The sequence below is a fragment of the Georgenia satyanarayanai genome (genome assembly GCF_023715365.1).
In the GTDB taxonomy this organism is placed as follows: Bacteria; Actinomycetota; Actinomycetes; order Actinomycetales; family Actinomycetaceae; genus Oceanitalea; species Oceanitalea satyanarayanai_B.
On sequence record NZ_JAMBNZ010000002.1, the window covers coordinates 376,714 to 402,533 of the forward strand.

Genomic DNA, 25,820 nt, shown 5'->3' on the forward strand with positions numbered 1-25,820 from the left:
GGCTCAGCCGCGCGCCTCGGTGACCAGGATGACGTCCTGCGCCCGCGGGAGCGTCACGTCGGCGAGCGGGTCGGGGTCGCCGCCGGCCGCGTCCCAGTCCTCGGCGAGAACCTCCCACGCGTCCTCGTCGAGGTCGACGACGACGGCAGCGAGCCGGCCGCCGCTGACGAGGACGCGCGCGGCACAGGGCACCGCGCGCGCGGAGGTGAAGCGCGCGCTCACCGGGAAGGTGAAGGAGTGTGGCACGGCGAGCGGGGCGTTCTCGGGCACGGACAGCTCGACAAGCCGCGGGGCGTCCTCCGGCTCGCCCCAGACCTCCTCGCGGGCCCCGGTGAGCTGGGCGCGCAGTCGCAGGGAGTCGTAGTCCTCGGTGTGCGAGAGGATCGCGCTGACGAGCTCGCGCACGGGCTCCGGGAGGGGACGCAGGACGGGGCCCTCGGGGGCGTCCTCCTCCTCACCCGCCTCGGCCCGCCGCTCGAGGAGGGAGATGGCCAGCGAGGCGCCGACGCCGGCGAGGGCCATCGTCAGCCGCGGGCGGCGCACACCCATGCGCACGAGCCGGCGCTGGAGCGCCCGGTCCACGGCCTCGCCGAGCTCGGCGGCCCCGTAGACGAACCCGACGGCGCCGGCCGTGAAGGCGAACCGGCCGGGCAGGTCCAGGGCGGGCTCCCCGTCCGTGCCCAGCCACACGCCGGCGCCGGTGGTCCCGGCGACGGCGGTCCGCAGCACGAAGCGGGTGGCCGGGGTGCGGCGGGCCGGGTCCGGCAGCGTGAGGAGCCCGGTGGCGGCCGCGGTCACGAGGTCTGAGGTGCGCAGGCCGAGCGGCGGGCGCGTGGTCGAGGTGTCGGTGCTCACCGGTCGATCGTAGAGGTCGGTCCCGGCAGCCCCCGCCGCCGCCACGCGCGCCCCACCGCGCCCGCTCTCGGAGCCGTGTCGTCCGGGAGAATGGACTTGACCCTCACGCGGCGTCAGGCGTCACGGTGGAGGCATGACCGACGGAACAGGAGTCCTCACGGTGCTGACGGTGGGCCAGGTGGCCGAGCGCTTCGGCGTCACGGTGCGCACGCTGCACCACTACGACGCGATCGGCCTGCTGAGCCCGAGCGCCCGCAGCCACGCGGGCTACCGGCTCTACACCGAGGAGGACGTCACCCGGCTGCAGCACGTCGTCGTCTACCGGCGGCTGGACTTCTCCCTGGAGGAGATCGCCCAGCTGCTCGACGACGGCACGCAGCCGGCCCTGCTGGAGCACCTGCGACGGCAGCGTTCCGCGGTCGTGTCCCGGCTGGAGGAGCTCGCTGAGCTCGTCACGGCCATCGACCGAGCACTGGAGAAAGAGATGACCGGGGTGAACCTCACCAAGGAGGAGCAGCGCGAGCTGTTCGGCGACGGATTCAGCGACGAGTACGCCGCTGAGGCGCAGGACCGCTGGGGCGACACCGAGGCGTGGCGCCAGTCCCAGCAGCGCACGTCCCGCTACACCAAGGCCGACTGGGAGGAGATCAAGGCGGAGGCCGAGGAGGTCAACGCCGCCTTCGTCACCGCCCTCGAGGCGGGTGAGCCCGCGACGAGCGAGGCCGCCATGGACGCCGCCGAGCGCGCCCGGCTCCACATCCACGAGCGCTTCTACTCGCTGTCGGCGGACTTCCACCGCAACCTCGGAGACCTGTACCTGAGCGACCCGCGCTTCACGAAGACCTACGAGGACATCCGTCCCGGCCTGGCGCAGTACGTCCGCGACGCGATCCACGCCAACGCCGACCGCCACGTGGCACGGGGCTAGGACGCCCGAAGGCCCGCACCGTACCGGTGCGGGCCTTCGTACGCGTGTGCTCAGTCCAGGTAGTCGCGCAGGACCTGCGAGCGGCTGGGGTGACGGAGCTTGGACATCGTCTTGCTCTCGATCTGACGGATGCGCTCACGCGTGACGCCGTAGACCTTGCCGATTTCGTCGAGCGTCTTCGGCTGGCCGTCGGTGAGGCCGAAGCGCATGGACACGACGCCGGCCTCCCGCTCGGAGAGCGTGTCGAGGACCTGGTGGAGCTGCTCCTGGAGGAGGGTGAAGCTCACGGCGTCGGCCGGCACCACGGCCTCGGAGTCCTCGATGAGGTCACCGAACTCGCTGTCACCGTCCTCACCGAGGGGGGTGTGCAGGGAAATCGGCTCGCGGCCGTACTTCTGGACCTCGACGACCTTCTCGGGCGTCATGTCCAGCTCCTTGGCCAGCTCCTCCGGGGTGGGCTCACGGCCCAGGTCCTGGAGCATCTGGCGCTGGACGCGGGCCAGCTTGTTGATGACCTCGACCATGTGCACCGGGATACGGATGGTGCGGGCCTGGTCGGCCATGGCGCGGGTGATCGCCTGACGGATCCACCAGGTGGCGTACGTGGAGAACTTGTAGCCCTTGGTGTAGTCGAACTTCTCCACGGCGCGGATGAGGCCGAGGTTGCCCTCCTGGATGAGGTCCAGGAAGAGCATCCCGCGCCCGGTGTAGCGCTTGGCAAGGGAGACGACGAGGCGCAGGTTGGCCTCGAGGAGGTGGTTCTTGGCGAGGCGGCCGTCGTTGGCGATCCACTCGAGCTCGCGCTTGAGCTTGCCGGAGACGTCCTCGCTGGCGAGCTTCTCCTCGGCGAACAGGCCGGCCTCGATGCGCTTGGCGAGCTCGACCTCCTGCTCGGCGTTGAGGAGGGCGACCTTGCCGATCTGCTTGAGGTAGTCCTTGACCGGGTCGGCAGTGGCACCGGCGGTGACGACCTGCTGGACCGGGGCGTCGTCGTCGTCGTTGTCGGAGACGACGAAGCCGCTCTCCTTGCCGGTGCTGGCCTCGGCCTCCGGTGCTGCGGCCGTCTCGGTCGCCTCGTCGGTGGTCGCCTCGGTCTGCTCGACGTCGGGGACCGCCTTGAGGGCCGCCTTCTTGGCGGCGGTGGTCTTGGTGGCCGGGCGCTTGGCAGCCGTGCTGGTCTCCTTCTTCGCCGCGGGCTTCTTGACCGTGGTCGACTTCGCGGGCGCCTTGGCCCGAGTCTTGGTCGACGTCTCCTCGACCGACGCGGTGGTGCCGCCGGCAGAGGTGCGCGCGGCGTGCGTGCGGCTGGAGGTGCTCTGGGCGTGCGACGACACAGAAAGCCTTTCGGAGGGGAATGGGGGTTCCGGCTTCGAGCCGGTGCGCTGCCTACAATTATAACTCGCGGTGCCAATCCGTGCGGTCTCACGCGGACGGCGGTCCATCGGCAGCCACCCGTGACAACACGGGAGGGAGTCCCGGCATTCCCCGGCCGGGGGCTGAAAGTCAGTAGGAGCGGCGCTCCGCGGAGGGCGGCTTGACGGCGAGCACCGGGCACGGCGCGTCGAGGAGGATGCGCTGGGCGTTGGAGCCGAGGATCAGCTTGCCCACCGGGGAGCGGCGGCGCAGCCCGATGACGATGAGCTCGGCGCCCGTCTCCTCGGCGGTCTCGACGAGGTCGGAGGCGACGTCGTTGCCGCGGCCGAGCTGGCGCACGTCGTAGGCGACCTCGGCGTCGTCCAGCCGGTCGCGCAGGGCGTCGAGCTCGGCATCGACGTCGGCGTGCTGCTCCTGCCGGGAGCGCCGGGAGATGACAACGACGACGCGCGCGTCCCGTCGTCGGGCCTCCGCGACGCCGGTCTCCAGCGCCGCCTCGCCCTCCGGGGTTGCGAGGTAGCCCACGACGACCGTCATTCAGCTCTCCATCCTCCGGCTCCCGCCGGGACGTCCTGGGCCTGCTCCGTGTGCGCTGACGCTACCGGATCGGCCGCCTCGGGGCCGCCGGGTCGCCCGAGGCGGCCCGGACCCACCCCGGCGGGAGGCGCGCCGCAAGGGCCTCGTCGACGAGCTCGGCGAGGCGGGTGCGCGGGCGCGCCCGCAACGCCTGCTGGGCGAGGACGTCGGCGCGGGCGCCGTCGGCGCACCACCACGCGATCCAGGCGAGCAGGCCGAGCGCCAGCGCTCCGGAGCGGCGCGGCACGCAGGCCACGAGCGCCCGCAGGACGCCCGCGGCGGGCTCCACCCGGACCTGGTCGGGTGGGGGTCCGCCGGGCAGCATCGCGAGGTCGAGGATCTCCTCGGTCCGGGCCCGGTCGAGCACCCGGCCGGCCAGCGGGTGAATCACCGAGCACAGCACGCTGTCGCGCACGGTGTTGTCCTCCAGGGCGGCCGCGAGCAGGCCCAGCTCGTTCGCGGGCAGGACGGCTCCGCGCACGGCGAGGGCCACGAGGCGCTCCCAGCGGCGCCGCTCCTCCTCCCGCCACTCGGCCATCTCGCGCTGGTCGACGGCCGGCGCCGCACCCGGGACACCGAAGGCCGCACCGGGCAGCGCCGCTCCCCCGCCGCTGCGGGCGCGCAGCTCGGTGAGCCGGCGGCGCCCCTCGCGCGCCGCGCGCGTGGCACTGCGGCGCCGCTCGGCGTCGGTGGTCCGGGCCACCGCGAGGTCCTCCCGCTCGGGCACGAGGGCGAGTCCGTGGAGGACGAGGGTGGCGACGACGGGCCGCTGGTCGAGCTCGGCGGCGTCGCGGGTGGCGGGGGCGCACTCCTCGCCGGCCCCCCAGCAGCCGTAGGTGCCGGCTCCCACCACCCAGGGACCGGGCGGGTCCGCCCACGAGGTGAGGGTGCGCAGGTGCTCCAGGGCGCCGCGCACGAGGGGGTCGGACGCGAGCCGGTCGCGGGGCAGGTCGGAGTAGAGGACGACGAAGACGTCGTGGGCCCCCTCCTCCGCCATGAGCCGGGAGACGTCCCGGACGAGGGCCGGACCCACCCGCGGGTGGCCGATGTCCGCGAGGTCGGCCCGGGTGACGAGGCCGAGGCGGTTGCGCTCCCCGCACATCGCGAGAAGGACCACCGAGTCCCGCGGGCGGAAGCCGAGCCGGTAGGGCAGGTAGGCGACGATGTCCTCGGGCTGGGAGATCGTGATGGTCGTCGTGTTCATGGGTCCATCGCACACCGCCGCGGGCGCCCGTCACCGGCGCGCAGGCGCCCGTTGTGGAGGACGTGCGGGGCTCGTCGTCTGGGGAGCAGCGACCGTCCGCCGTAGGCTGCCCCGCATGGCAGCACCCACCGCCGGCCTGGCCACGCTCGTGACCGACCGTGTCGCCACCGCCCTGCGCGAGCACACCCGCCCCTTCGCGTCCCTCGAGGGGGTGGAGGAGCTGCTGTCCGCGGGTGAGGCACTGCTCGGCGGCGGCAAGCGGCTGCGCGCCGCCTTCTGCGCCGCCGGCTGGACGGCGTTCACCGACAGGCCGGTGACGGCCGGCTCGGCGCCCGTCCTCGCGGGCAGCGCCCTCGAGCTCTTCCAGGGCGCCGCGCTCGCCCACGACGACCTCATGGACGGGTCACTGACCCGCCGCGGCCTGCCGGCCGTCCACCGGCGGATGGCGGGCGAGCACGCCGAGCGGGGCTGGTTGGGCGACCCTGACCGTCACGGGGCGGCCGGTGCCATCCTCCTCGGCGACCTGCTCCTGTCGGTGTCCTCGGTCGAGATGGACCTTGCGCGGCGGCTCGTCGAGGACGCCGCCTCGACCCGGGCGCGCGCCACGTGGGACCTCATGACGACCGAGGTGGCGGTGGGGCAGTACCTCGACGTGCGCTCCCAGGTGCTGCCGTGGAGCGAGCAGGACGACGTCGACCGCGCGCTCACGGTGGTGCAGCACAAGTCCGCGCGGTACAGCGTCGAGCACCCTCTCGTCCTCGGCGCCGCCCTCGCCGGCGCGCCGGACGAGGCGCTCCCCGCGCTGCGCCGGGTCGGCCTCCCCCTCGGCGTGGCCTTCCAGCTGTGGGACGACGTCCTCGGCGTCTTCGGCGAGCCCGACATGACCGGCAAGCCCGCCGGCGACGACCTGCGCGAGGGCAAACGCACCGTCCTCCTCGCCCTGGCGCTGCGGGGCGCGGACGCCGAGCAGCGCGCGACCCTGCAGCGGCACGTGGGCCGCCCGGACCTGTCCACCGAGGACGTCGCGCTGCTGCGCACCGTCCTGGAGACGACCGGCGCGGTCGAGCAGCACCAGCGGCTCGTCGACAGCCACCTCGCCGAGGGGCTGGCGGTGCTGGACGGGCTCGGTCTGCCCGCCGCGAGCCACGAGATGCTCACCGGCCTGGCACGCATGCTCACCGCGCGCGCAACCTGAGCCGCCCGGGGGGCCCGGCGCTCAGACCGCGAAGGTCTGGGCGAGCCGGCGCACCTCGTGGATCCGCTGCGCCCGGAGAGCGGCGATCGGCGTGGTACCGAGCTCCTCCTGCTCGGTGAGCAGCCACTCCACGGCCTCGTCGACCGTGAACCCGGTGTCCGTGAGCAGCGTGAGCGTCCCGCGCAGCGAGGGCACCGGCCCGGGCTGCGCGGCGCCGTCCTCCGCGGTGACGATGAAGTCGCGCGGGACGAGGAAGGGCCCCTCCTCCTGCGGGCGCGTCCCGGCCAGGTGGTGGTCGCGCAGGAGGTCCCGGACGTCGCGCAGCCGCACGTCGAGGAGCTCGGCGACCTCGGGCAGGGAGCACCAGCGGGGGTCTGAGTCGGTCATCCCGGCAGCCTACTGAGCCCCGGAGGTCACTGCCGTCCCCGCCTTTACGTCCCGCCTCGATAACGCTAGTGTCACAGCGTTCACACTCGCCCCACCAATAACACCAGCAACTGTGGCCCCGTCAGCGACACGCCGGGGCCTCTCGCGGAGGACATCGATGAAGGCTCGCACTCACACCCGGGCGCCCCGCCCCGCCGGCCGCACCGGCGTGGGCCTCGTGCTCGCGGCGACCACCGTCGCGGCGATGACCGTGCCGGCCGCCGCCGCCGCAGCGGCCCCGGCCGCGCCCACCGTGGGCGCCACGGCGCTCGCGCTCACCGTGCCCGCCGCCCAGCGCAGCCTGCCGACGGGCACCTACCAGGTGCGCGCCGGTGACACCGTCAGCACCATCGCCGCCCGCGCGGGCACCACCGTCTCCGCCATCGTCTCGGCGAACAACCTCAACTCCCACGCCCTCATCAAGGTGGGCCAGGTGCTGCGCCTGCCGGCCGCAGGCAAGGCGGCGACCGCCGCCCCCACCCGGGCCGCCAGCCCCACCACCCACACGGTCGCCGCGGGTGACACCGTCTCGGCGCTCGCCAAGCGGTACGGGTCCACGGTCGAGGAGATCGTCTCCGCCAACCGTCTCGGCTCGCGCGCGCTCATCATCATCGGCCAGCGCCTCACCATCCCCGGCGCGTCCGCGCCCGCCACCGGCGCGAGCTCCGCCCCCGCGGCGGACCGCCCGGCCGGCCAGAGCGCGAGCACCCACGTGGTCCGCGCCGGCGACACCGTCTCCGGCATCGCCCAGCGCTACGGCACCACGGTGGAGCGCATCGCCTCGGCCAACGGCCTGAGCGACCCCAGCCTCATCCGCATCGGCCAGCGCCTCACCGTCTCGGGCGGCGGCTCGGGCGCGGCGCCCGCCCCCAAGCCCGCCGCCAAGCCCTCGACCGTCCCGGTGAGCAGCACCACCTCACGAACCCACGTCGTCGGAGCCGGGGACACCGTCTCGGGCCTCGCCTCGCGCTACGGCTCGACGACGTCCGCGATCATCTCCGCCAACAACCTCCCCAGCTCCGCACTCATCTACGTCGGCCAGCGGCTCACCGTGCCCGGCCGTTCCGGTGGGGGCGCGAACGCGGGCGGCGGCAGCACGACCGGCGGCCAGCTCGTCGGCAGCACCTTCCTCGGGCGCACCTACGCGAGCAACGTCGTCGGCGCGGCCAACACGAACAAGGCGACGCTCCTGTCGATGAGCGTCCCCTCCCGCGACCAGATGCGCGCCATGGTCCGTAGCACCGCGGTGACCATGGGCGTGGACCCGGTGCTGGCCCTGGCCATCGCCCAGCAGGAGTCCGGCTTCGACGCCCGCGCCGTCTCCCCGGCCAACGCCGTCGGCGTCATGCAGGTCATCCCGAGCTCCGGCCAGTGGGCCTCGGACCTCGTCGGGCGCCCGCTCAACCTCCTCGACCCGCAGGACAACGTCGTCGCCGGTGTGGCGATCCTGCGCCAGCTCGTCCGCACCGCCGACAGCTTCGACCAGGCCGTCGCCGGGTACTACCAGGGCCTGGCCGGGGTCAAGCGCAACGGCATGTACGCCGACACCCGCAACTACGTCGCGGGCATCAAGAACCTCATGCGGCAGTTCTGACGGAGCACGACGACGCGGCCCGCCTCACCGGTCCCCCTACCGGTCGGGGCGGGCCCGCCGCTCTAGACTCGGCCCCGTGCAGCGCACCGTGAGCGACCCGATGCTCGGCCGTCTCGTCGACGGCCGGTACGAGGTGCTTGCCCGCATCGCACGGGGCGGTATGGCCACCGTCTACCGGGCGCTGGACCGGCGCCTGGACCGCACCGTGGCCCTCAAGGCCATGCACCCGCACCTGGCGGAGAGCGCCGACTTCGTCGCCCGCTTCCGCCGCGAGGCACGGTCGGCCGCCCGGCTCAACCACCCCGGGATCGTCGCGATCTACGACCAGGGCCTGGCCGACGACACGAGCTACCTCACGATGGAGCTCGTCGAGGGCCACAACCTGCGCACCGAGCTGCGCCGGCAGGGTGCCCTGCCGCTCGGCCGCGCGCTCGACGTGGTCGACGGCGTGCTCGACGCCCTGGCCTGCGCCCACCGCGCCGGTGTGGTCCACCGCGACGTCAAGCCGGAGAACGTCCTCCTCGAGCGTGACGGGCGCCCGAAGGTCACCGACTTCGGTCTGGCGCGCGCCGTCACCGAGGCCACGGCCGCCTCGACCGGCACCGTGCTCGGCACCGTCGCGTACCTCGCCCCTGAGATCGTCACCTCCGGGATCGCCGACGCGCGCGCCGACGTCTACGCCGCCGGGATCGTCCTCTTCGAGCTCATCACCGGCGCCCAGCCATTCGTCGCCGACCAGCCGATCCGGGTGGCCTTCCAGCACGTCAACGACGGCGTCCCGCGCCCCTCCACCCGGGTCGAGTGGCTCCCGGCGGAGGTGGACGAGCTCGTCGCCGCCCTCACCGCGCGGGACGCCGACGACCGGCCCGCCGACGCCGACGGGGCCCTCGCGCTCCTGCGCCGCACGCGTGCCGCCCTGGACGACGCGACCCTCGCCCGCCGCGCGGACGTGGCCCCCGCCGTCGAGGAGGACGGCGAGGCGACCGGCGGTCACCCGACCGACGTGACGCCGCTGCCCGCAGGCACGGTCGCCCTGCCCATCGGGGCGATCCACGCGGGCACGCCGGATCCCGGACCAGTCGGACCGGCCCGTCGCCGCCGTCGGCGCCGCGCCTTTGCGCTCACCATGGTGCTGACGCTGCTCGCCATCGCCGGCGGCGGCTCGTGGTGGTGGTTCACTCACGGGCCCGGCGCCTACGTCACCGTGCCCGAGGTCGTCGGGCTCCCCGAGGACGACGCCGTCGCCGTGCTCAGCGAGGCGGGCATCAACCTCGCCGTCGAGCGCGAGCACCACGACACGGCGCCCGAGCACGAGGTGATCTCCGCCGAGCCCGCCCCGGGTGACCGCGTCCGCACCGACGGCACGGTCGTCCTCCACGTCTCCCGCGGCATCCTCATGGTCGAGGTCCCCGAGCTCGTCGGCCTCACGCACGAGGAGGCGGCCACCGCGCTCGAGGAGGCTCAGCTCCGCGTCGGGCAGGTCGAGACGCCGTACGACGACGACGCCCCCGAGGGCGAGGTGATGTCCGCGAGCCAGCAGGCCGGGGAGGTCATCCCCTACGACCAGCCCGTCGACCTCGTCGTGTCCGCCGGCCGGGAGCCGGTCGAGCTCGTCTCGGTGGTCGGGGCCGACACCGACACCGCCGTGTCCGACCTCGAGAACGCCGGCCTGCGCGCCGTCGTCGAGGAGGGCTACCACCCCGAGGTTCCGGCCGGCCGGGTCGTGAGCCAGAGTCCCGAACCGGGCGAGGACGTCCAGCTCTACCGGGGCGACGAGGTGAGCGTCACCGTCTCCCTCGGCCCGCAGCCGGTCGAGCTGCCCGACCTCATCGGCCGGCAGGTGGGTGCCGCCACCGACGAGCTCGAGGCCGCGGGCTTCGTCGTCGAGGTCAAGCGGGTGCTCGGCGGGATCTTCGGGACCGTACGCAGCATGTCGCCCGCCGCGGGCGAGCTCGCGGTGCCGGGCACGACCGTCACCCTCACCGTCGTCTGACGCCTCCCCACGCTGGGACCAAGGTCTCGGACGGGTCGCCTTCGTCCCCTTTGACCACCACATCTTGTGGTTCTCGACGCGACTCACCCCAACACCTGGTGGTCCTCCCTCCCGCGCCGCCTCTAACGTCTGTCCTGCCACAGACCGCACGAGCCTCGGGAGTACCCATGGACCACCGCCCCACCCACGTCGACCCGGTCACGACCGTCGAGGAGTACCTCGACCGCAGCGACTGGCGGGTCAACGCCAACGCCAACCAGGGCTACTCGCTCGGCGGGATGATGCTCAACACCTCGGGCAAGGTCATCGCCAACTACTGGCTCGACCATGTGTACGCGCCCGAGGCCGGCCGTGCCCACCGCGAGGGCGATCTCCACATCCACGACCTCGACATGTTCGCCGGCTACTGCGCCGGCTGGTCCCTGCGCCGGCTCCTCGAGGAGGGCCTCAACGGCGTCCCCGGTGCCATCTCCGCCGCGCCCGCCCGCCACCTCTCCTCCGCCGTCGGGCAGGTTGTCAACTTCCTCGGCACCCTGCAGAACGAGTGGGCCGGGGCGCAGGCCTTCAGCTCCTTCGACACCTACATGGCGCCCTTCGTCCGGCTCGACGCCATGACCTATGACCAGGTCAAGCAGTGCGTGCAGGAGCTCGTGTACAACCTCAACGTCCCCTCGCGGTGGGGCACCCAGACCCCGTTCACCAACCTCACCTTCGACTGGACCTGCCCGGCCGACCTGCGCGAGCAGGTGCCGCTCATCGGCGGTGAGCCCTGCGACTTCACCTACGGCGAGCTCCAGCACGAGATGGACCTCGTCAACCGCGCCTACATGGAGGTGATGACCGAGGGCGACGCGAACGGGCAGGTCTTCACCTTCCCGATCCCCACCTACAACATCACCAAGGACTTCGACTGGGACGCGGAGAACACCGAACGGCTCTTCGCGATGACCGCGAAGTACGGGCTGCCCTACTTCCAGAACTTCATCAGCTCCGACCTCGACCCGGGCATGATCCGCTCGATGTGCTGCCGCCTGCAGCTGGACCTGCGCGAGCTCCTCAAGCGCGGCAACGGTCTCTTCGGCTCGGCGGAGCAGACCGGCTCGCTCGGCGTCGTCACGGTCAACATGGCCCGCCTGGGCTATCTCCACGCCCACGACGAGCCCGGGCTCGTGCGCCGTCTCGACGAGCTCATGGACGTTGCCCGCGACACCCTGGAGCTCAAGCGCGTGGTCATCCAGGAGCACATCGACGGCGGCCTGTTCCCCTGGACCCGCCGCTACCTCGGGACGCTGGACAACCACTTCTCGACCATCGGCGTCAACGGCATGAACGAGATGGTCCGCAACTTCACCCTCGGTGAGTACGACCTCACCGACCCGCGAGGCCACGCGCTGTGCGCCCGTCTCCTCGACCACGTCCGCAAGCGGATGGTCGAGTACCAGGAGGCCACCGGGCACCTGTACAACCTCGAGGCGACGCCGGCCGAGGGCACGACCTACCGCTTCGCCAAGGAGGACCGCAAGCGATTCCCCGGCATCCTCCAGGCCGGCACCGACGCCAACCCCTACTACACGAACTCCTCCCAGCTGCCGGTCGGCTTCACCGACGACCCCTTCGAGGCGCTCGAGCGGCAGGAGGAGCTGCAGGGGAAGTACACCGGCGGCACGGTCCTGCACCTGTACATGAGCGAACGGATCTCCTCCGCGCAGGCGTGCAAGGAGATCGTGCGCCGTGCGCTGGAGAGCTTCCGACTTCCCTACATCACCATCACCCCGACCTTCTCGGTGTGCCCGAACCACGGCTACCTCTCCGGTGAGCACCACAGCTGCCCGCGCTGCGCCGTCGAGCGCGAGGAGCCGGTGGCCTGCGAGGTGTGGACCCGCGTCATGGGCTACTTCCGGCCGGTCAGCTCCTTCAACATCGGCAAGAAGGGCGAGTACGCCGAGCGGGAGTTGTTCACCGAGCAGGCCGCCGCCTCCTCCCCCGTCGTGGCGCCGTGACCGCCGTCGCGGCGGGCCGGCCGCCCGCACCGCCCCGCGCCGGCGACCTCCAGGTCGCCGGCATGACGCCGCTGTCGACGGTCGACTGGCCCGGACGGCTCGCCGCGACGGTCTTCTGCCAGGGCTGCCCCTGGGACTGCTCCTACTGCCACAACCCGGCGCTCATCGCGCCGCGCACGCCCGGCACGCTTCCCTGGGCGGACGTGCTCGCCTTCCTCCGCCGACGACGGCGCCTCCTGGACGCCGTCGTCATGTCCGGTGGGGAGGCCACCCGGCAGGCCGCGCTCCTCCCCGCCGTCCGCGAGGTACGCGGGCTCGGGTTCGCCGTCGGCCTGCACACCGCGGGGCCCTACCCGCGGCGGCTGGCCGCGGTGCTCGGTGACGTCGACTGGGTGGGCCTGGACCTCAAGGCGCTGCCCGCGGACTACGACGACGTCGTGCGGCGGTCTGGCTCGGGCCACCTCGCGTGGGAGTGCCTCGACCTGCTCGTCGCGTCCGGCGTCGACCACGAGGTGCGCACGACCGTCGCGCCCGGCTCCCCCGCCGCCCGCCACGCCGTCGAGATCGCCCTGCGCGCCCGCGACGCCGGCGCCCGCGCCTTCGCCCTCCAGGTGGTCCGCACGGCCGGAACGCGCGCGGAGTTCGCCGCCGAGCACGCGTCGGCCGACCACCGCGCCTGGCAGGAGGAGGTGACGACCCTGAGCGACCGAATCGCCGCGCTAGGCCTGCCGCACTACGAACTCCGCCCCGCCTGACCCGCCCGCCCCGCACGCCCGCACAACCCGCATATGCGGGAAAGCTGCAGTCCTCCCCGGTGGACGGCCGCAGGAATCCCGCATATGGGAGGAAGGGGGGTGCGGGCGGCGCGCGCGGGCGTGCTGGTTCTGGTCAGCGGGCTCCCGGCTATAGAGTTCGGCAGATGCACTCACCGTTGGAGCACGCGCACGTCCTCGTCACGGGCGCCACCGGCTTCGTCGGCCAGGCCGTCGTCGAGAAGCTGCTCGCCGCCTACCCGACAACCCGTGTCAGCATCCTCGTCCGCCCCCGGGGCGACCTCAGCGCCCAGCGCCGCGCGGAGAAGCTCCTGCGCAAGCCGGTCTTTCGCAGCTGGCGCGACTCGGTCGGCGAGGAGAACGCGCTGGCCGCGTTCACCGAGCGGGTCACCGTCATCCCCGGCGACCTCGAGGACGTCCCCGAGCTGCCCGACGACCTCGACGTCGTCGTCCACTCCGCCTCGAGCGTGTCCTTCGACCTGCCCGTGGACGAGGCCTTCGCCGCTAACGTCGCCGGGCCGGTCAACCTCTACGAGCGGCTCCTCGCCACCGGGACCGACCCGCACGTCGTCCACGTCTCGACGAGCTACGTCGCCGGCCTGCGCAAGGGCGTGGCTGAGGAACGCAGCCTCGACCACGAGGTCGACTACCGCACCGAGCTCCGCTCCGCCCTCGCCGCCCGCCAGACCGCCGAGGAGGCCTCCCGACGTCCCGACGTGCTCGAGCCGCTGCTGCGCCAGGCCGACACCGACCACCGCCGCGCCGGTCCGCGCGCGGTCTCCCAGGCCGCCGAGGCCGCCCGCGCCGCGTGGGTCCGCGAGGAGCTCGTCCACCACGCCCGCACCCGTGCGGAGTCCCTCGGCTGGCCGGACGTCTACACCTTCACCAAGGCGATGGGCGAGCGGGTCGCGGAGAGCCTGTGGCAGGGCGGGGGCCACCGGCTGTCGGTCGTGCGCCCCACGATCATCGAGTCCTCCTTCCGCCACCCCTACCCGGGCTGGATCGACGGCTTCAAGGTCGCCGACCCCCTCATCGCCGCCTACGGGCGCGGCATGCTCCCGGAGTTCCCGGCGCTGGCGGACACGGTCCTCGACGTCATCCCCGTCGACTTCGTCGTCAACGCGATCCTCGCCGCGGCCGCCGCGCCGCCGCAGACGGGTGAGGCCAGCTACTACCAGGTCTCCTCGGGGATCTCGAACCCGCTGCGCTTCGGCAAGCTCTACGAGTACGTGCGCGAGTACTTCTCCGCCAACCCGCTCAAGGACTCCAGCGGCTCCCACGTCTCGGTACCCTCGTGGTCCTTCCCCCACCGCGGCGCCGTCGAGCGCGCCGTGCGCCGCCGGGAGAAGGCCGTGGAGATCGCCGATCGCGCCGTCGGGCGCCTGCCCGCCCGCGCCCGCACCCGCGAGTGGATGTCCACGCTCTACAAGGCGCGCCGCGACATCAACACGCTGCGCAAGTTCACCGCGCTCTACCAGCCGTACACGCAGATCGAGGTCATCTTCGACGACGCCCGCACCCGCGCGCTGCACGCCTCCCTGCCTCCGGAGCGGCAGGTCGAGCACGGCTTCGACGTCACCGAGATCGACTGGCGGCACTACCTCCAGGAGGTCCACATCCCCGGGGTGCCCGGGCTCATGCGCGGGGAGCGGCCCAAGGCCGGGACGCCGCGCGTCACCGAGCTGCCCGAGCGCAGCGACGTCGTCGCGGTCTTCGACCTCCAGCGCACCGTCATCGCCGCGACCCTCGTCGAGCAGTACCTGTGGGTCGAGCTCGCCACCCAGCCGCCCTCGGGCTGGCCCAAGGCGCTGGGCAACCTCGTCGCCCTCGGCCCGCGCTACCTCCAGGCCGAGATGCGCGACCGAGGCGACTTCATCCGCACCTTCATGCGCCGCTACGCCGGCACCCACGAGGCCGAGCTGCGGGCGGCGATCCTCGACCGCGTCCAGGACTCCCTGCGCCGGGACGTCCTCACCGAGGCCGTCGCCCAGATCCGCGCGCACCGCGCCGCCGGGCACCGCACCGTCCTCGTCACCGGCGAGATCGACGTCTTCGTCGAGCCGCTCGCGCCGCTCTTCGACGTCGTCGTCGCGGGACAGATGGAGAAGGACGACGACGGCCGCTGGACCGGCCACCTCCTCGCCTCCCCGCTCGTCGGGGAGTCACGGGCCACGTGGCTGACGCGCTACGCCCGCGACGAGGAGCTGGACCTGTCCGCGTCCTACGCCTACGGCGACAGCTACGCCGACCGCCCCTGGCTCGAGGTCGTCGGCAACCCCCGTGTGGTCAACCCCGACGCGCAGCTCTACCGTTACGCACGTGCCCAGCGCTGGCCGGTCCTCTCCTGGACGACGACGGTCGAGGGCCGGGTGGCACCCGTCCTGCGCAGCCTCAAGGAGGGCGTCCAGCGATGACGACCAGTCCCCGGCGCCCGCTGTCGGCGCCCGCCGAGTCCTCCGTCCTGGGCGGGCGGGCGCTCGTCACCGGCGGCACCTCCGGCCTCGGCCTCGAGTTCGCCCGCGCGCTGGCCGCCCGCGGCCTGTCGCTCGTCCTCGTCGCCCGGAACCGGGAGCGGTTGGAGAAGACGGCCGAGCAGCTGCGATGGCGCTACGGTGTCGAGGTGGAGACGCTCGTGGCCGACCTGGCAGCGCGCGACGACGTGGACGCCGTCGCGGCGCGGCTCCTCGACGCGGACTCCCCCGTCGACGTGCTCGTCAACAACGCCGGCCACGGCGTGCACGTGCCCCTGCTGGCGGAGGACCTCACCGAGGTCGAGCGGTCGCTGGACGTCATGGTCCGAGCCGTCCTCGTCCTCGGCAACGCCGCGGGCCGCGCGATGGTCGCTCGGGGGCGCGGCGTCATCGTCAACGTCGCCTCGGTGGCCGGGCTCGTCCCCATGGGCGCCTACTCGGCGATCAAGTCGTGGGTGGGGACCTACTCCGAGTCCCTGTCCCTCGAACTCGCCGGGACCGGCGTCCAGGCCACCGCCCTCGTGCCGGGCTGGGTGCGCACCGAGTTCCACGAGCGGGCGAAGATCCGCACGAGCGCAATCCCGGGCTTTCTCTGGCTCGAGGCCGACCGCGTCGTCGCCGACGCACTGGAGGACGTCGAGAACGGACGGGTCCGCTCGGTGCCCTCCCTTCGTTTCCGCGTCATCGCCTTCCTTGCCGCGCACGCTCCGCGGCCGCTCGTGCGGCGCGCCACCGCACTCATCCAGGGAGGTCGGTCGTGACCGAGGGGGACTCCGCACGCGGTGGCCGCGGGGGCGAGGGTGCCTCCAGCCTGAGCCGCTACCACGCCCGGTGGCACCGGGCCATGCGTTTCGTCGCGCAGCGTCTCGTGCTGCGCCCTGTGGTCTCGGCGGTGACGACGACGTCGGTCGAGGGCACCGACAACGTCGACTCGCTGCGTGGCCCGTTCGTCATCGTCGCCAACCACTGCAGCCACCTGGACACCGGTGTCCTCGTGTCCCAGCTGCCCTACCGCCTCACCAAGCGGCTGACCGTCGGCGCCGCCGCCGACTACTTCTACTCGCGCTGGTGGGTCAAGGCGCTCACCTCGCTGTTCTTCAACACCTACCCGATCGAGCGCACCGGCGGCCGCGGGCGCAACAAGGGCATGTCCCAGCGCCTGCTCGGCAGCGGCCTGCCCATCCTGCTCTTCCCGGAGGGCACGCGCAGCCGCGACGGCGTCATGCGCCCCTTCAAGCCCGGTGCGGCCGTGCTGTGCTCAGCCTCCGGGGTCCCGTGCGTGCCGGTCGCGCTCCTCGGCACCCACGAGGCGATGCCGGTGGGCCGCTTCTGGCCCGTGCCCGGACGCCCGCGCGTCCAGGTGCTCGTCGGCCGACCGATGCGCCCCCACCCCGGGGAGACGGCCCGCGAGTTCAGCGACCGCATCGCCCAGCACATCAGCACCATGATGACCATGCAGACGCCGTACGTCGTCGGCGACTCGAGGAGGGGCGGGCCGGAGGGCCGGTCCCAGGAGGAGGCTTCGTGACGGGAGTGACACACCAGAAGTGGTGGGGCTGGGGAGTGGAGGGCATCGCCTTCAACTACCGGGACAAGCCGAAGATGGCGCCCTTTGTCTTGGACAGGATCGGGATCGACCTCTCGGCCCCGGGCTCGCCCCCGCCGTCCTTTGACGACATCGACGTCCCCGCCTCCCGGCTCCCGGAGGACCTCGCCGCCGAGCTGCGCTCCGCGCTCGGTGAGGACCACGTCGTCAGCTCCGACCTCGACCGTGTGATCCACACCTACGGCAAGGGCCTGGTCGACCTCGTCCGGGTCCGCGCCGGCCACCTGCCGCGCGTGCCCGACGTCGTCGTCTACCCCGGCACCGAGGAGGAGGTGCGCGCCGTCGTCGACGCCGTCGTCGCGAGCGACGCCGTCCTCATCCCCTTTGGTGGCGGCTCGAACATCTCCGGCTCCCTCACGCCGCCCGCCGAGGAGACCCGCCCGGTCGTCTCCCTCGACCTCGGACGCCTCAACCGCGTCCTGGAGGTCGACGAGGACGCGGGCCTGGCCCGCGTGCAGGCCGGCGTCCTGGGCCCGGACCTCGAGGAGCAGCTGACCGCCCGCGGGTGGACGATGGGCCACCAGCCCGACAGCTTCAAGCACTCGACGCTCGGCGGGTGGATCGCCACCCGCTCCTCGGGCATGCAGTCCGACAAGTACGGCGACATCGCCGACATCACCCGAGGCATGCGGGTCGTGCTGCCCGGCAAGGTCATCGACCTGCGTCCGCTGCCGAGCACGTCCTCCGGCCCGAGCGTGCGCGAGATGATCCTCGGCTCCGAGGGGCGCCTGGGGGTCATCACCGAGGCATGGGTCCACGTCCACCGGCTCCCGGAGAACCGCGAGATCATCGCCTACCTCTTCCCCAACTGGGGCAGCGCGGTCCAGGCCATGCACGCGATCTCGGTGTCCGACGCCCGCCCGTCGGTCACCCGCGTCTCCGACGGCAACGAGACGGCGTTCTCGCTCTCCACGCAGAAGGCGTCCAAGGGCGCGAAGAAGGTCGTCCAGGACGGCCTGTTCGGCTTCCTCGAGAAGCGCGGCTGGGACCTGGACAAGGCCTGCCTCAGCTACGTCGGCTACGAGGGCGGCAGCGCCCGCGTCAAGGCGGACAAGGCGACGGTCGGGAAGATCGTCCGCGAGCACGGCGGCGTCAAGCTCGGCAAGGGCCCCGGCGCGCTGTACGACCAGAAGAAGTTCGACACCCCCTACCTGCGCGACTTCCTCCTCGACATCGGCGCCCTCGCCGACGTCTCGGAGACCGCGATGCCGTGGTCGCGGCTCATGGAGGTTTACCACCTCACGCTGCGGGCGGCCCGGGAGGCCTTTGACTCCCTGGGCGTGCGCGGCTACATCATGTGCCACCTCTCGCACAGCTACCACTCTGGCGCCTGCCTGTACTTCACCTTCGCCTTCGTGTCCGGGAGCCCGGACATGGAGGAGCAGCTGCGCCAGTACTGGGTGGTCAAGAGCGCGATCCAGCAGTCCTTCGTCGACAACGGCGGGACCATCTCCCACCACCACGGCGTGGGCACTGACCACGCACCCTGGCTGGAGGAGGACATCTCCGCCGCCGGCGTCGACGTCCAGGTGACGCTGCTCCAGGGCGTGGACCCGGGCCGCAACCTCAACCCCGGCACCCTCATCCCCGCCTCCCGCGAGTGGTGACCGAGCCCACGCCCTCCCCATAGCCGCCGAGAGCGGAGTTGTCACCGGATCCGGTAACAGCTCCGCTCTCGGCGGTTATCGGGCGGGGGGAGGCCAGGTCACTCCTGGTAGGAGTAGCGCTCCTCGCGCCAGGCGTCGCCGCGCAGGTGGTAGCCGCGCTGCTCCCAGAAGCCGCGCTCCGGCGCCGCGGTGTAGTTCCACCCGCGCACCCACTTGGGGCTCTTCCACGAGTACAGGTGCGGGATGACCAGCCGCAGCGGCGCGCCGCGCTCCTGGGTGAGGGGCACGCCGTCGTGGTGGGTCGCCAGGACGGCACGGGCAGACATGAGGTCCTCGACCCGGATGGTCGCGCTGTAGCCGTACTCGGCGAAGACGAGGACGTCCTCGATGCCGTCCGCCGGGGGCGCAGCCTCGACCAGCGCGCGGGCCGCCACGCCGGACCACCGTTCGTCGAGCGTGCTCCACCGCGCCGAGCAGTGGAGGTCACCGAGGACCTCGACCGGTGCCATCGCGAGGACCTCGTCGAGCGAGAAGCGGTGTTCCGCGCCGTCGCGGGTCAGCCCACCGACGGCGAAGTCCCACCGGTCCGGCCGCGGGCGAGGCACCGGACCGTAGTGCATGACCGGTGCCTCGGCGACGAGGTGCTGCCCGGGCGGGACGCTCCGCTCGGGCGGGACCTCGATCGCCCCCGCCGTGCTCACCTCTCCCCCCGATCCCCGGCCATCAGCTCCCGCGGAGCATCTCCGCGACGGCGAAGGCCATCTCCAGCGACTGCTGGTGGTTGAGCCGGGGGTCGACGAGTGTCTCGTAGCGGCGGCTGAGCGCGCCCTCGTCGATCTCCTCACCGCCGCCGAGCACCTCGGTGACGTCATCGCCGGTGAGCTCCACGTGCAGGCCACCCGGGACGGTGCCCGCCGCCTGGTGCGCCTCGAAGAAGCCGCGGACCTCGTCAAGGACCGTGTCGAAGCGGCGGGTCTTGTACCCGCTCGGCGAGGAGAAGGTGTTGCCGTGCATCGGGTCGCACACCCACGTGACGGGGCTGCCCTCCGCGGCGACGGCGGACAGCAGGCCCGGCAGGACGTCGCGGACCCGCTCGGCGCCCATGCGCGTGATGAAGGTGAGGCGCCCGGGGGTGCCCTCCGGGTTGAGCCGCTCCTGCAGGGCGAGGGCGGTCTCCGGCGTGGTCGTCGGACCGAGCTTGACGCCGATGGGGTTGTGCACGCGGGAGAGGAGGTCGACGTGCGCGCCATCGAGCTCACGGGTGCGCTCCCCGATCCACAGGAAGTGTCCGGAGGTGTTGTACGGGTGCCCGGTACGCGAGTCGATACGGGTCATCGCGCGCTCGTAGTCGAGGAGCAGCGCCTCGTGGCTGGAGTAGAAGTCCACGGTGCGCAGCGCGTCGAAGTCGGCGCCCGCGGCAGCCATGAAACGCACCGCGCGGTCGATCTCCGCGGCCAGCTGCTCGTAGCGCTTGTAGGCCGGGTTGGTGGTGAAGCCACGGTTCCACTCGTGCACGAGCCGCAGGTCGGCGAAGCCGCCGCCCGTGAAGGCGCGGATGAGGTTGAGCGTCGTGGCGGACCGGTGGTAGGCGGACAGCAGCCGGTTCGGGTCCGGGACCCGCGACTCGGAGGTGAAGGCGTGGCCGTTGACGGCGTCGCCACGGTAGGCGGGCAGCTCGACGCCGTCGCGCGTCTCCATCGTGTTGCTGCGCGGCTTGGCGTACTGCCCGGCCATGCGGCCCATCTTGATGATGGGCAGGCTCGCGCCGTAGGTGAGGACGACCGCCATCTGGAGGATGGTGCGGATCTTGTTGCGGATGTTGTCCGCCGTCGACTCCGCGAAGGTCTCGGCGCAGTCACCGCCCTGGAGGAGGAACGCCTCCCCTCGGGAGGCCTTGGCCAGGTGCTCGCGCAGCTGGTCGGCCTCGCCGGCGAAGACGAGCGGCGGGGAGGCGGCGAGCTCGTCGGTGACGGCTCGCAGCTCCTCGGTGCTGCGCCACTCCGGCTGCTGGGATGCAGGAAGGTCGCGCCAGTTGTCCAGCCCGCGCAGGACCGCGGGATCAGCCTCGATACTCACGCGCTCCACAATACGACGAACGACGAGGGCCCCTTCCCACCGGTCCGACCGGTGGGAAGGGGCCCTGGTGCTGTGCGGTCAGGCGCCGGCGGTCCGCCGGCGCAGGAGGAGCCCGCCGCCGAGCGCCGCGAGCACGGCCGCCAGGGCGACGTACCCCGCGACGCCGCCGGCGCCCGTGCTCGGGAGGGAGCCGCCCGGCGCGGCCGAGGCGTCGTCCGTCGCCTCACCGGAGCCGGTCCCGGGCGCGTCGTCCGTTGGTACGGGCGTGGCGTCGGTGGGCTCGGGGCTCGGGCCGTCGGTGGGCGGCTCGGTCGGCTCCGGCACGCTCACCTCGAGGGCGAGCAGGTCCTCGATGAGGACGTCGAGCACGCCGTCACCCACCTTGACCCGGCTGTCGGCCGGCCAGCGGTTGCGCAGCGGGTCGACACGGACGTCGGCCGCGGCCGACGCACCCTCGCTCGCACGCGCCGCCAGCTCCTCCCCGGCCTCGGCGTCACCGGCCAGGCGCGCGTCGACGGAGGCGATGGCGTCACGCAGCGCGTCCGCCCACAGCTCGGTGGACTCCAGCCACCGGGCGGCGTCGGCGAGGAAGCCGTCGTGCACGCCGTCGGTGATGAGCTCCGGGACCACGGCGAGCAGCTCGGCGTAGGCGCTGAGCAGGTCCAGGGCGCCGTCGGTGTCGCCCTCCTCCCACGTCGTGCGGAACTCCTCCGCCAGAGCCGTGAGACCCGGTGCCTGCGGCTGCCACGGCTCGGCACCGAAGGTCGGCGCCTGCCGGTTGAGGTCGGCGAAGACGGCGAGGGCGGCCGTGACGTCGGCGTCGCCACCGGCGAGGAGGGCGAGAGAGCGCAGCCACGACTCCTCGGCGTCGAAGGTGGCGTCGTTCCAGGCGAAGTCGGCGACGCTCGCGACGACGACCTCCGAGGCGTAGGGCTGGTTCATCGGGTTGGACACGATCCCGGTGAGGTGCTCGGACAGGCCGTTGTCGCGGTAGGCGTACGGGCCGAGCAGGAGGCGTCCGGCCGTGTCACCGAAGTCGTTGACCGGGTAGTTGTCCCAGAGGAACGCCGGCCGCCCGTAGAGCTCGGAGAACCGCTCGGCGTCCTCGGTGGTGATCGAGGTGGGCACGACGTCGGTGCCGGTCCACTGGATGACGACGGCCGGGTCGAGCGTCTCGCGGATGACGTCCTTGTACGCGGTGGCCTTGAGGTCCCCGTACTCGGTGGGGACCATCTGCAGCGGGCGCACGCCCTCGCGCTCGGCCACCCACGTCTGCTGGACGTCGTTGAGGAGGTCGACCTGTGCGGCCGCCGCAGCCGCCTGACCGGCCGGGCCGTACGCCTCGGCGTCGGCCTCGCAGTTCCAGTCGGTGTAGGCGATGTCGTCGAGGGCGATGTAGAAGGAGCGGCCCCCGGCGTCGTAGATCGCGTCGAGCTTCGCCTCGAGGTCGGCGCGGTGCTCCGGGTCGGAATAGCAGATCGACACGCCCGGGGAGACGGCGAAGGTGAACTGGACGTGGTTCTCGTCGGCGCGTGCGATGAGCTCGGTGAGCTCGGCGAGGGTGTCCTCGGGGTACGGCTCGCGCCACTGGTCGCGGTGGTACGGGTCGTCCTTGGGGGCGTAGACGTAGGTGTTGGCCTTGACCGAGCCGAGGAAGTCGAGATGGTCGAGCCGCTCGGCGTGCGTCCAGGGCTCGCCGTAGAAGCCCTCGATCGTCCCGCGCAGCGCCATCGCCGGATAGTCGATGACGGCGGCCTCCCGCAGCTCGGTGTCGCCGTTGACCTCGTCGAGCAGCTGGACGAGCGTCTGGACGCCGTAGAACTGCCCGGCGCCGTCGCGCCCGACGACGAGTGCACCGTCCGCGTCGCTGACGAGCGCGTAGCCCTCGGCCTGCTCCGGCACGCCCTCGTCCTCGACGGCGTCGGCCCCGACGACCGCGACCGCGAAGCCCGCGGGCTCCTGCCCCGGCTCGAGCACGGTGACGTCCTCGACGCCGTACGCGTCGAGCGCGTCGAGGAGCGCGGCGAGCGCGGCGGCGTCGGTCGTCTCGTCCGTCACGACGGTGACATCGTCGACGGGCACCGACTCACCCGTGTAGGTCGCCTCGACCGGGGCCGGGACGAGGAGGGGGTCGGGCAGGGCGGCTGCGGCGGGCGAGGTCGACGACGGGAGCGCGACCGCGCCGGCGGCCAGCGCGAGCGTCACCCCCGAGGCCAGGACGGGATGTCTCATCGGTGAAGCACCTCTCGGCTGGAGCACGTCCGGCGGGCGCCGGACGAGTGCCCCCAGCCTGTGCCCCGGCCCACACGACGGTCAACTCACGGGTGAGGGCGGGCCGCACGCTCGCGACCCGCCCTCCCCGTGCGCACGTCCGTCAGTGGGCGGGGTTCTCCGCCGGGGTGACGTCCTGGCCGAGGCTCGCCATGAGCTCGGTGAACCACGGCTGGGTGATGTCGAAGGCCTTGCCGCCGGCGATGCGCGGGAAGGCGATCGTCGTCAGCGCATCACCGTTCTCCTCGTCGTGGCCGACGACGCCGGAGACGTCCTTGAAGGCGCTGTCGACGGCGAGGTCGACCATCGACTTGATGAGCGCGAGGTCCTGCGCGTTGGCCGCGGCCGAGCGGGAGAAGTAGCCCGACTTCTGGACCATGACCTTCTCGGCGCCGATGAGCTCGGCGAACTGCTTGGCGAACCACTGGCCGGGGTTGATCGTGTCGAGCTTGACGTGGCCGAAGGGGTCGCGCTGGACCTCCTCCCCCTTGGCCTCGAGCTCGGCGATGATCTCGGGGACGCCGGCTCCCTCGGAGAGGAAGATGTTGACGTTGCCGATCTCGTCCATGACGGCGCGCAGGCGCTGCGCCTCGCCCTCGAGGTCGAGCTTCATCTCGGGCAGGAAGACGGCGTGGACGTCCCAGCGCTCCTTGCTCAGACCCGCGCTGGGGTTCCACTCGGGGCGCTCGGCGACCCACTGGTGGTAGTCGCGGGCGGCGGCGGCGGTGAGCCAGCCGCAGTGACGGCCCATGACCTCGTGGACGATGAGCATCCGCGGGTTGGAGCGGTGCTCGCCGATGATGTTCTGGGCGAAGCGGCTGGCCTGCTCCGCGGCGGTGTGGGCGCCGAGGGACTGGCGGATCGGGATGATGTCGTTGTCGATGGTCTTCGGCAGCCCGACGACCGTCATGTGGTAGCCGTTGTCCTCGAGGTAGGCGGCGAGGTCGGCGGCCGTCGTGTTGGTGTCGTCGCCACCGATGGTGTGGAGGACGTCGACGCCGTCGGCCCGGAGCTGCTCGGCGGCGACCTTGAGCGGGTCGTCGCCCTCCTTGACGAGGCCGCGCTCGACGAGGTTCTTGGCGTTGGTGAGCTTGACGCGGCTGTTGCCGATCGGGCTGCCACCGAAGTCGTGCAGCACGCTGGCCCTGGCGCGCGCGTCCTCGTCGATGACGACCTTCGTGCCGGTCAGCAGGCCGTGGTAACCGTACTGGTAGGCGATGATCTCCACGTCCGGCGCCACCTCGGTGTAGCGCTCGATCAGGCCTCCGACCGCGGAGGACAGGCAGGGGGCGAAGCCACCTGCGGTGAGCAGGGCGACACGGCGGACGGACATCGGCAACCTTTCGTCGGGTGGCGGCCGCGGGGCAGCGGCCGGCGAGCAGGGAGTGCTCGCGCGCGTCCCCCAGTGTAGGTCCGTCGGCCGGGTGGGCCTGGGCCCTCCTACCTCGTGGACGACGACGGCGGCGTGCCGGCGCCGTCCTCGTCCTCGGCGGACGCGGGCTCGGCCTCCTGGGCGGCGGCCTCGAGGAGCTCCTTGCCCTCGGCGAGCTCGCGCTCGGTGGGCTCGGGCACGCCGGTGCCCGGGACGCGGCGGCCGCCGGGGCCGGCCGGTGCGGCCGGCGCGGCAGTGGCCGGGGCCGTGCCGGAGGCGGCGCGTGCCTTGACCGAGGCGGCGTAGGCGTCGACGTACTCCTGGCCGGACAGGCGCAGGATCTCGTACATGATCTCGTCGGTGACCGAGCGCAGGACGAAGCGGTCGTCCTCGAGGCCGGCGTAGCGGCTGAAGTCGAGGGGCTTGCCGATGACGATGCCGATCGGCCGCAGCCGCGGGATGCGGGTGCCGATCGGCTGGGCGATGTTCGTGCCGATCATCGCGACCGGGACGACGGGGGCGCCGGACTGGAGGGCGAGGCGGGCCACGCCGGTCTTGCCGCGGTAGAGGCGGCCGTCGGGGCTGCGGGTGCCCTCGGGGTAGATCCCGAACAGCCCGCCCTCCTCGAGGCGGCGCAGACCGGTGCGCAGCGCGGCCTCGCTGGCGCGTCCGCCGCTGCGGTCGACCGGGATCGTGCCGACACCGCGCATGAAGCCGGCGACGAGCTTGCCCTTGACGCCGCGCCCGGTGAAGTAGTCCTGCTTGCCGAGGAAGACGACGGACCGGCGCACCATGAGCGGGAGGAAGAAGGAGTCGATGACGGCGAGGTGGTTGCTCGCGAGGATCGCCGCGCCCTCCTCGGGCACGTTCTCCGCGCCGCGGATCCACGGCTGGTAGAAGACGCGCAGCGTCGTGCCCAGCGTCGCCTTCATCAAGCCGTAGAACACTCACTACCCCTTTGCTGCCGGCGGCGCCGGATCGGGCCGCGCGTTCCTGAAGCACTCTAGAGTGCTCCCCATGGCTGGTCCTACCCGGGGCGCCGCTGACGGCGACCACGTGCCCGACGACGACCTCGACGCCCAGTGGGCCGAGCTCACCGCGCGTCTGGGTGAGCTGCGGCTGCCTCCGGAGGAGGAGTCCGGGCCGGACCCCGAGCCGCTACCCCCGCCCGCGCCGCCCGCGCCGGGCCCGCGGGACTACTCACCCTCGGCCGAGACGGAGGACGACGACCGCGCCCGCGACGTCGTCGACGGCTTCACCGAGCCGGACCCGGAGCCGCTGTCCCGTTCGGAGCCGGTGCTCGTCGTCGCCTGGGGCGGGGTGCTCGGCGGGCTGGCCGTCATGCTGCTGTGCGTCCTGCTGTGGCGCTCGGCGCCGGGCGTGGTCTGGCTCGTCGCCGTCGGGGCGCTGGCGGTGGGCGTGGGCCTGCTCCTGTGGCGCATGCCGGCCCGCCGCGACACCGACGACTACGACGACGGCGCCGTCGTCTGACCCGGGGC

The 25,820-nt window shown here is 72.8% G+C and carries 21 protein-coding genes; 11 read left to right on the forward strand and 10 right to left on the reverse strand.

Features of this window, described 5'->3' with window-relative positions:
* Positions 1-3: 3 nt before the first annotated feature.
* Positions 4-855, reverse strand: a complete 852-nt coding sequence (locus tag M3148_RS03970) for a hypothetical protein (RefSeq protein ID WP_251303331.1) — start codon at positions 853-855, stop codon at positions 4-6.
* A gap of 133 nt (positions 856-988) precedes the next feature.
* Between M3148_RS03970 and M3148_RS03975 the strand changes: the two genes are divergently transcribed.
* Positions 989-1,783, forward strand: coding sequence for a MerR family transcriptional regulator (locus tag M3148_RS03975; protein ID WP_251303332.1), 795 nt, complete (start codon positions 989-991; stop codon positions 1,781-1,783).
* Positions 1,784-1,833: 50 nt separating this feature from the next.
* On the opposite strand, the gene M3148_RS03980 is transcribed toward M3148_RS03975, so the two are convergent.
* The 3 genes from M3148_RS03980 to M3148_RS03990 form a co-directional block, all read right to left on the reverse strand.
* Positions 1,834-3,225 carry an RNA polymerase sigma factor gene (locus tag M3148_RS03980; RefSeq protein ID WP_440136897.1) on the reverse strand — a complete coding sequence of 464 codons (1,392 nt, stop codon included), beginning with the start codon at positions 3,223-3,225 and terminating at the stop codon, positions 1,834-1,836.
* 61 nt (positions 3,226-3,286) lie between these two features.
* Positions 3,287-3,694, reverse strand: a complete 408-nt coding sequence (locus M3148_RS03985; RefSeq protein ID WP_251303334.1) for a universal stress protein — start codon at positions 3,692-3,694, stop codon at positions 3,287-3,289.
* A 61-nt stretch (positions 3,695-3,755) separates the two neighbouring features.
* Positions 3,756-4,937 (reverse strand): DUF4192 domain-containing protein, encoded by a 1,182-nt coding sequence (locus M3148_RS03990; RefSeq protein WP_251303335.1) that lies wholly within the window; start codon positions 4,935-4,937, stop codon positions 3,756-3,758.
* Between the two features lie 115 nt (positions 4,938-5,052).
* Here M3148_RS03990 and M3148_RS03995 point away from each other — a divergent pair, with 115 nt between their 5' ends.
* Entirely contained in the window at positions 5,053-6,132 is a 1,080-nt protein-coding gene (locus tag M3148_RS03995) for a polyprenyl synthetase family protein (protein WP_251303336.1), read from the forward strand.
* Positions 6,133-6,153: 21 nt separating this feature from the next.
* On the opposite strand, the gene M3148_RS04000 is transcribed toward M3148_RS03995, so the two are convergent.
* Entirely contained in the window at positions 6,154-6,519 is a 366-nt protein-coding gene (locus M3148_RS04000) for an Rv2175c family DNA-binding protein (RefSeq protein WP_251303337.1), read from the reverse strand.
* A 157-nt stretch (positions 6,520-6,676) separates the two neighbouring features.
* Here M3148_RS04000 and M3148_RS04005 point away from each other — a divergent pair, with 157 nt between their 5' ends.
* From M3148_RS04005 to M3148_RS04040, 8 genes are all read left to right on the forward strand, one after another.
* Positions 6,677-8,152, forward strand: coding sequence for a lytic transglycosylase domain-containing protein (locus M3148_RS04005; RefSeq protein ID WP_251303338.1), 1,476 nt, complete (start codon positions 6,677-6,679; stop codon positions 8,150-8,152).
* Between the two features lie 76 nt (positions 8,153-8,228).
* The gene (gene pknB, locus M3148_RS04010) at positions 8,229-10,145 is read left to right on the forward strand and encodes a Stk1 family PASTA domain-containing Ser/Thr kinase (protein WP_251303339.1); all 1,917 of its coding nucleotides are present in this window, start codon (positions 8,229-8,231) and stop codon (positions 10,143-10,145) included.
* 167 nt (positions 10,146-10,312) lie between these two features.
* Complete coding sequence (locus tag M3148_RS04015; protein WP_251303340.1) at positions 10,313-12,145, forward strand: ribonucleoside triphosphate reductase; 1,833 nt, start codon at positions 10,313-10,315, stop codon at positions 12,143-12,145.
* Positions 12,142-12,900, forward strand: coding sequence for an anaerobic ribonucleoside-triphosphate reductase activating protein (locus M3148_RS04020; RefSeq protein ID WP_251303341.1), 759 nt, complete (start codon positions 12,142-12,144; stop codon positions 12,898-12,900). The genes M3148_RS04015 and M3148_RS04020 overlap by 4 nt, the downstream gene beginning before the upstream one ends.
* A 164-nt stretch (positions 12,901-13,064) precedes the next feature.
* On the forward strand, positions 13,065-15,332 hold the full coding sequence (locus tag M3148_RS04025; protein WP_251303342.1) for an HAD-IB family hydrolase: 2,268 nt from the start codon (positions 13,065-13,067) through the stop codon (positions 15,330-15,332).
* Positions 15,329-16,150, forward strand: coding sequence for an SDR family NAD(P)-dependent oxidoreductase (locus tag M3148_RS04030; RefSeq protein ID WP_251303343.1), 822 nt, complete (start codon positions 15,329-15,331; stop codon positions 16,148-16,150). Before M3148_RS04025 ends, M3148_RS04030 begins: the two co-directional genes overlap by 4 nt.
* The gene (locus M3148_RS04035) at positions 16,147-16,917 is read left to right on the forward strand and encodes a lysophospholipid acyltransferase family protein (RefSeq protein WP_251303344.1); all 771 of its coding nucleotides are present in this window, start codon (positions 16,147-16,149) and stop codon (positions 16,915-16,917) included. Before M3148_RS04030 ends, M3148_RS04035 begins: the two co-directional genes overlap by 4 nt.
* Positions 16,914-18,602, forward strand: a complete 1,689-nt coding sequence (locus M3148_RS04040) for an FAD-binding oxidoreductase (RefSeq protein ID WP_251303345.1) — start codon at positions 16,914-16,916, stop codon at positions 18,600-18,602. The genes M3148_RS04035 and M3148_RS04040 overlap by 4 nt, the downstream gene beginning before the upstream one ends.
* 98 nt (positions 18,603-18,700) lie before the next feature.
* Here the strand turns inward: M3148_RS04040 and M3148_RS04045 are convergent, their stop codons facing one another.
* The 5 genes from M3148_RS04045 to M3148_RS04065 form a co-directional block, all read right to left on the reverse strand.
* Entirely contained in the window at positions 18,701-19,303 is a 603-nt protein-coding gene (locus M3148_RS04045; RefSeq protein WP_251303346.1) for a molybdopterin-dependent oxidoreductase, read from the reverse strand.
* A gap of 22 nt (positions 19,304-19,325) precedes the next feature.
* Entirely contained in the window at positions 19,326-20,678 is a 1,353-nt protein-coding gene (locus tag M3148_RS04050) for a class II 3-deoxy-7-phosphoheptulonate synthase (protein ID WP_251303347.1), read from the reverse strand.
* Positions 20,679-20,756: 78 nt separating this feature from the next.
* Entirely contained in the window at positions 20,757-22,910 is a 2,154-nt protein-coding gene (locus M3148_RS04055; RefSeq protein WP_251303348.1) for a beta-N-acetylhexosaminidase family protein, read from the reverse strand.
* A 142-nt stretch (positions 22,911-23,052) separates the two neighbouring features.
* Complete coding sequence (locus M3148_RS04060) at positions 23,053-24,282, reverse strand: pyrophosphate--fructose-6-phosphate 1-phosphotransferase (RefSeq protein WP_251303349.1); 1,230 nt, start codon at positions 24,280-24,282, stop codon at positions 23,053-23,055.
* 107 nt (positions 24,283-24,389) lie between these two features.
* Positions 24,390-25,253: a lysophospholipid acyltransferase family protein gene (locus tag M3148_RS04065; RefSeq protein ID WP_285883028.1), complete on the reverse strand. Its 864-nt coding sequence runs from the start codon at positions 25,251-25,253 to the stop codon at positions 24,390-24,392.
* 85 nt (positions 25,254-25,338) lie between these two features.
* On the opposite strand from M3148_RS04065, the gene M3148_RS04070 reads away from it, so the two are divergent.
* Positions 25,339-25,812 carry a hypothetical protein gene (locus M3148_RS04070; protein ID WP_251303351.1) on the forward strand — a complete coding sequence of 158 codons (474 nt, stop codon included), beginning with the start codon at positions 25,339-25,341 and terminating at the stop codon, positions 25,810-25,812.
* Positions 25,813-25,820 lie beyond the last annotated feature (8 nt).